General features: G+C 41.1%; 6 protein-coding genes. 4 read left to right on the top strand and 2 right to left on the bottom strand.

The window, feature by feature from the left end; genetic code table 11:
• Nucleotides 1–244: 244 nt before the first annotated feature.
• Together ACTWQL_RS20835 and ACTWQL_RS20830 are read right to left on the bottom strand one after the other, a co-directional pair.
• A complete protein-coding gene (locus ACTWQL_RS20835) occupies nucleotides 245–1,261 on the bottom strand; it encodes a LacI family DNA-binding transcriptional regulator (RefSeq protein ID WP_443144328.1) in 1,017 nt (338 codons plus the stop codon).
• Nucleotides 1,195–1,536: a hypothetical protein gene (locus tag ACTWQL_RS20830; protein ID WP_443144327.1), complete on the bottom strand. Its 342-nt coding sequence runs from the start codon at nucleotides 1,534–1,536 to the stop codon at nucleotides 1,195–1,197. Before ACTWQL_RS20830 ends, ACTWQL_RS20835 begins: the two co-directional genes overlap by 67 nt.
• A gap of 671 nt (nucleotides 1,537–2,207) precedes the next feature.
• On the opposite strand from ACTWQL_RS20830, the gene ACTWQL_RS20825 reads away from it, so the two are divergent.
• From ACTWQL_RS20825 to ACTWQL_RS20810, 4 genes are all read left to right on the top strand, one after another.
• Nucleotides 2,208–3,482 carry an ABC transporter substrate-binding protein gene (locus ACTWQL_RS20825; RefSeq protein ID WP_443144326.1) on the top strand — a complete coding sequence of 425 codons (1,275 nt, stop codon included), beginning with the start codon at nucleotides 2,208–2,210 and terminating at the stop codon, nucleotides 3,480–3,482.
• Between the two features lie 177 nt (nucleotides 3,483–3,659).
• Nucleotides 3,660–4,505: a carbohydrate ABC transporter permease gene (locus tag ACTWQL_RS20820; RefSeq protein WP_443144330.1), complete on the top strand. Its 846-nt coding sequence runs from the start codon at nucleotides 3,660–3,662 to the stop codon at nucleotides 4,503–4,505.
• Between the two features lie 16 nt (nucleotides 4,506–4,521).
• Nucleotides 4,522–5,334: a carbohydrate ABC transporter permease gene (locus ACTWQL_RS20815; RefSeq protein WP_443144325.1), complete on the top strand. Its 813-nt coding sequence runs from the start codon at nucleotides 4,522–4,524 to the stop codon at nucleotides 5,332–5,334.
• Nucleotides 5,335–5,345: 11 nt separating this feature from the next.
• Nucleotides 5,346–6,089 carry an MBL fold metallo-hydrolase gene (locus ACTWQL_RS20810; protein ID WP_443144324.1) on the top strand — a complete coding sequence of 248 codons (744 nt, stop codon included), beginning with the start codon at nucleotides 5,346–5,348 and terminating at the stop codon, nucleotides 6,087–6,089.
• The last annotated feature ends 19 nt before the right edge of the window (nucleotides 6,090–6,108 follow it).

Genomic DNA, 6,108 nt, shown 5'->3' with positions numbered 1-6,108 from the left:
GCCCCGCGGAAAGCGAGCATCCTGGAGCGGAAATCAACGACTTTTAAAGAAAACTTGGCGAGACCAAGCCTTTTGTAGGTCGAGCCTTAGTTGCCCTTATACTGAAGAAAGTATTTTATACTTTCTTCAGTATAAGGGCAACTAAGTTTGCGAAAACAGCCAAACTATAAAAGCTCTACCAAAAGGAAGTATTGTCTTTTCATGTCACCCGAAACGTTTCGGTAAATATTGTAATGAAAAACCACTATGCGTGGTTTTTACCTGTCGATTCTCTTTTAATCAATGTCGTATCCAAGATTTTTTTCTGTGATCCGTCTTTTCCTTCTAGCATATTTGTTAATAAAATTGCGGATTCATATCCTAGCTGATAGCGATTTTGAGCGATCGTCGTCAAGCTTGGAGTCGTATAAGCAGATAAAATGATGTTATCGAATCCAACGATGGATAAATCCTCAGGCATGTTCATGCCTAAATTACTTGCTCCTCTCATTGCACCTATCGCCATCAGGTCACTCGCACAAAATAACGCCGTCATATCCGGAAATTTACTGAGCAATTCTCCCGCTTTCTGTTCAGCCGTCTCTTCCAGGAAATCTCCGTTCACCACATAATCTTCAACAAAAGGAAGCTCCTTTTTCGAAAGGGCATGTTTATATCCTTCCAGTCTTTCTTTACTAACGAACGCCTGGCTATGGCCATTTATCATACCGATATGCCGGTGTCCTTGTTCGAGAAGATGGTCGACCGCTTTAAAAGCACCTTCCTTGTTATCGACCGACACATAACCGACTGTTTCACTTTCAATCGGTATATCGATCAGGACACAAGGAATATCACTCTCCAGCACTTCCTCTAAATAAGGATCATCCGTTTTGATTCCTTGAAGGATGAGTCCATCTACCTTTCTTTCCTGACAAAGCTGCGTATATGTCTTTTCATGCTGCTTTTCCGAACTCGTACTCAACAACACAAGATCGTAATCTGACTGGGCAGCATAATCGTTGATTCCGCATAAGACCTCGTAGGTGAAGTTATCTTTACTCCCTTCGATTCTCATGCCAGAAACCAACAATCCGATGGTCTTTGTCTTATTCATGACCAGACTTCTTGCCAGAAGGTTGGGACTGTACTTCAATTCTTTTGCGACCTGTTTGATTTTTTCTCTAGTCTTTTCGCTTACATCCGAGTATCCGTTCAAAGCCCTTGAGACGGTTGTAACTGATACACCTGCATGCTTTGCGATATCTTTGATCGTGGCCAAAACTTTTCCTCCAAAACGTTTCGGATTCTTTCACTCATCTTACTCTTTATTGGAGACGCTTTCAACCCCTCATTTTCAGAAGGCTCTTTTCTAAAAGATTGTGGCTTTTGAGTCATTTTTAAAAACTCACCTTGTGCAAGTTGATTGGAGAGCAAGGTGCGAGACTCCTCGAAAATGAAAATCGCATTTTCTTCCTGCGATGTAACGCTGCCGCAGCTTTCCTTGTCCTGCGGGATCAGCGTGCCTACTACCTGAATAATCTCCTCGCAAGGCATGCGACGAGGAAGCTCGCTTCGACAGGACTTTCTTGTAGACGCAGGAGCACAAATGCTTCCTTGAAAAGGAGACTCCTGAGATCGCAAGGCGACGAGTTGGCTCACCGCACGCCCCGCGGAAAGCGAGCATCCTGGAGCGGAAATCAACGACTTTTAAAGAAAACTTGGCGAGACCAAGCCTTTTGTAGGTCGAGCCTTAGTTGCCCTTATACTGAAGAAAGTATTTTATACTTTCTTTAAGTGCAAGAGCAACAAAGTTTGCGAAACAGCCTTTCAGAAAAATCGCTTTATATGGAAGGTGTTGGTTTCAACTTACATATATTATGGAAGCTAATCCAAAAAATGATTGCCATCAGACCTTAATTGTTTTATTATTATAAATAATCAAACAATTTAACAGGACATTTATTGTCTTTGGGTAGAGATGAGGAGAACCCTGTGAGCAATAAAGTGTATTACATCTTTCATGTAGTACTTTTTATTGTTCATGGGGATTTATTTATTTAGATTATGGTTTTGTTAATCTTTTTCGTTGATTTTCGCGAAAGCCCCTCCCTTCACGCGGGCAAATCAAAAGTCTCCTCACGCTCTTCCCGCAGGAGTGTCGGGAATTTCGACATGTAAATCAACAACTAAGACTAAATTATAAAAGCATTTAAAGGAGGAGTTTGATGAGGGTCAAATTTTTGTCATTATTCACTGCATTGCTCATTGTTCTGGTAGCTTGCAGCAGTGGAGGCTCACAGGATGAAGTTACAGAGATCGACTTTTGGTTCCCCGTTGCTGTCGGAGGTGATGTAGCCAAGATTGTCGATGGTGTAGTTGCCGACTTTGAAAAGGAGAATCCGGATATCAAAGTGAATCCGAGATACGGTGGTAGTTATGCCGAGACGATGACACAGGTTATGGCTTCCGTACAAGGAGGAAATCCCCCTGAGTTAGCTGTATTGTTTTCGATCGATTTATTTACATTGCTTGAAAATGATGTCATCGAAGAAATGACACCTTTGTTTGACGAGGAATATTTCAATGATTTCTATGATGCCTTCATGGCGAACTCGAAAATTGGCGACCAGGTTTGGAGTCTACCATTCCAAAGAAGCACCATCGTCCTTTATTACAATAAGGATGCTTTTGAAGAAGCTGGTCTTGACCCTGAAGCTCCACCTGAAACATGGGATGAACTAGTTGAATACAGTAAAAAGTTGACTGTCAATGGCGGAAAGGACCAATGGGGTCTCGAAATCCCGAGTACAGGTTATCAATATTGGATGTTCCAAGCACTCGCTTTACAGACAGAAGATAATATCATGTCTGAAGACGGAAAAGAAACCTATTTTGATGCACCACACGCTAAAGAAGCAATGCAATTTTATCTTGACTTAAGTAAAGAGCATAAGGTCATGCCTGAAGGTACGATTGAATGGGCGACTGTTCCATCTGACTTCTTAAGCGGAAGAACAGCAATGATGTACCACACAACTGGAAACTTGACCAATGTCAAACAAAATGCAGAATTCGATTTCGGTGTGGCATACTTACCGGCTAATAACCAGTATGGATCTCCTACTGGTGGCGGGAATATCTACTTGTTCAAAGACATACCAGAAGAAAATAAAGAAGCGGCGATCAAGTTCATGAAATTTTTGACTGACCCTGAACGTGTAGCCCAATGGTCCATAGACACTGGTTATGTAGCTACAAGGGAATCTGCTTACGAGACTGATAAATTGAAAGAATATGTTGAGGAGTTCCCTCAGGCGATCATTGCACGTGAGCAGCTTGAGTATGCGGATAGTGAATTGGCGACTTATCAGAACGGTGAAGTGCAGAAAATTTTCAACGATGCCATACAGTCGATCCTGACAGGAAAAAGCAGTGTTGATGAAGGTATGGAAAAAGCTCAACAAGAAGCAGAAAACGTTTTGGAACCTTTCCAGGACTAGAATAGAAATTAGGGGGAGCTCAGATTAAGAGTTGAATTAATTTGGGCTTCTCTTCACTAAAGATTGGAGGTTTCAGAGGATCTAATGGCTAACAAACAATATGCACCAATAGGTAAACCGACGGCTATCAAACAAAATACGCGCAGGGGAAAACTCAGTTTCAGCTTCAAGCAGAATATGTTCGCCTATTTACTTTTGTTCCCATCATTTATCTTCCTATCCTTATTCACCTTTTATCCGACGCTTAAATCGATACATTTAAGTTTTTACAGCGGTCCGATGACACGTCTGCAATACTCTGGTCTGGAGCAATATAAAGAGGTTTTCACCGATGATATTTTCAGGAAGGTCATGTTGAACAACATCATCTTCGTGATTGGAACTGTTCCAACAAGTTTATTCCTGGCCATGTATTTAGCGATTTGGCTGAACAAAAAGATGGCCGGCAGTGCCTTGCTGAGAACATCATTTTTCTACCCTACCGTAATCCCGCTTATCGCCGTGGCAAATATCTGGCTGTTCATCTATACCCCTCAATACGGCTTATTGGAAAAATTTTTGAATGCCTTTGGCGCGGATGGACCCAATTGGTTAGGAAGCCAAAGTACAGTAATGATAGCGATGATCATCATGATCATATGGAAAGATACCGGATTCTTTATGATTTTTTATTTAGCTGGTTTGCAAAATTTGCCGAAAGATGTTTATGAAGCGGCTATGATTGAAGGAGCAAAGCCATTTCAAATTTTCCGGCATATCACCTTTCCTTTACTGATGCCGACAACACTGTTTGTCATGATCGTGGCGATCACAAATGCGTTCAAAAACGTTGACCATCTCTATATCATGACTAAAGGCGGGCCCGATAATGCTAGTAATTTGTTACTCTACCATATTTACGAAGTCGCCTTTACGAATTGGGATCTTGGAAAGGCTGCCGTCTTGACGGTGGTATTGATTATCGTTCTTTTAGGCATAACTGCTTTCAATTATTTATTCTTGGATAAGAAAATCCATTACTGAGGGAGGAGGGCTTCCATTGTATAAAAGAATTAATTATTCAATCATCACCATTTTAGGCATTGTTTTCTTCATTCCATTGTTATGGGTTTTCATAACCTCATTTTCTACCAGTAAAGAAGTAATAGGCAGCTCCTTCCCTCTCTGGGTATCCAATCCTACTATCCAGAATTACATAGATGCGTGGAATACTGCTCCATTTCTCACGTATTATTTCAATACGTTCGTAATCGTATTTGGCATCTTGATTGTTCAGTTATTTACAATTACCCTTGCAGCTTATGCATTTGCCCGAGTGAATTTCAGAGGAAAAAATGTGTTGTTCATCTTATTCTTGCTCCAATTGATGATCCAGCCGGAGATTTTGTTATTTCCAAACTATCAAGTTATGAGTCAATTAGGGTTGGTGGATACAAAACTAGCTGTGATGCTCCCATACTGGGCTTCAGCTTTTGGTGTGTTTTTATTGAGACAGACTTTCAAACAGGTCCCATTCGATCTCGATGAAGCTTCAAAAATCGATGGATGTAAATGGTGGCAAACATTATGGCATGTTTATGTCCCATCCGCAAAACCAACCTATATTGCTTTTGCACTGGTTTCTGTCAGCCATCACTGGAGCAACTTCATGTGGCCGTTAATTATTACAAACTCTGATGAAAACCGTCCATTGACCGTAGGATTAGCTAAATTCGCCCAATCCTATGAAACAGGAGCTCAATGGGGGATGGTGACTGCCGGGACAGTTTTGGTCATCTTACCTTTATTGATTGCGTTTTTCATCTTCCAAAAGCAATTCGTGTCGAGTTTCATGCACTCTGGAATCAAATAGGTGGTGTTTAAATGGAGATTCATTTTCTAGGAACCGGGAGTGCCTATCCTGGCAAAGGACGGGATAATACCTCCCTCTGCCTTTCTAATAAGAATTACCAGGTGTTGATTGATGTTAGTGGCAATCCTTGCAGAAAGTTGAAAGAGATAAATATCGGATTGGAAGAGCTGGATTCTGTCATATTCACACATTTTCATATCGACCATATCTATGGGCTTCCTTCCCTATTATGGGGAATGTGGCTTGAAGGTCGACAGAAGCCATTGTCGATCTATTGTGATGATAGAAATGAGGTGAAGCTCAACCAGTGGTTGGACACAATGGCTGTCCATGATTGGGGGATCGATTTTCCGATCCATGTGAAGACCTTCAATGGTGATCTTATTGAAGAGCTGATCACGGTTGAAAATTTGCGTATTTCCTGTTTTCCAGCACTTCATTCTGTTCCTACCATCGGATTAGAAGTAAAAACTGCTGGAAAAACAATCGTTTATTCAGGAGATAGTGAGGTAAATTCACACATCCAGGCATATGAATATATCGATGTGTTGATTCATGAAACGACATCCGCCAAAGAGATCGATCCAAATCATACCAGCTTACCAGAAATCGTGGAATACTATAATCTAGATTCTATTGGAAGAGTGATTTTGGTTCATCTTAGCGATGGAGAACCGTACGATGATGAGCTCTCACGACTGAATATTAGAAGAATGGTCGAAAAAGCTGAAGAGATGATGTGTATTAAATTATAAGCTGTCTTAGTTCTTATTG

The organism is Pseudalkalibacillus sp. R45 (genome assembly GCF_052246725.1).
Taxonomy (GTDB): domain Bacteria; phylum Bacillota; class Bacilli; order Bacillales; family Fictibacillaceae; genus Pseudalkalibacillus.
Note: the sequence above shows the minus strand (reverse complement) of the source record. Positions and strands in the feature narration are given on the sequence as shown.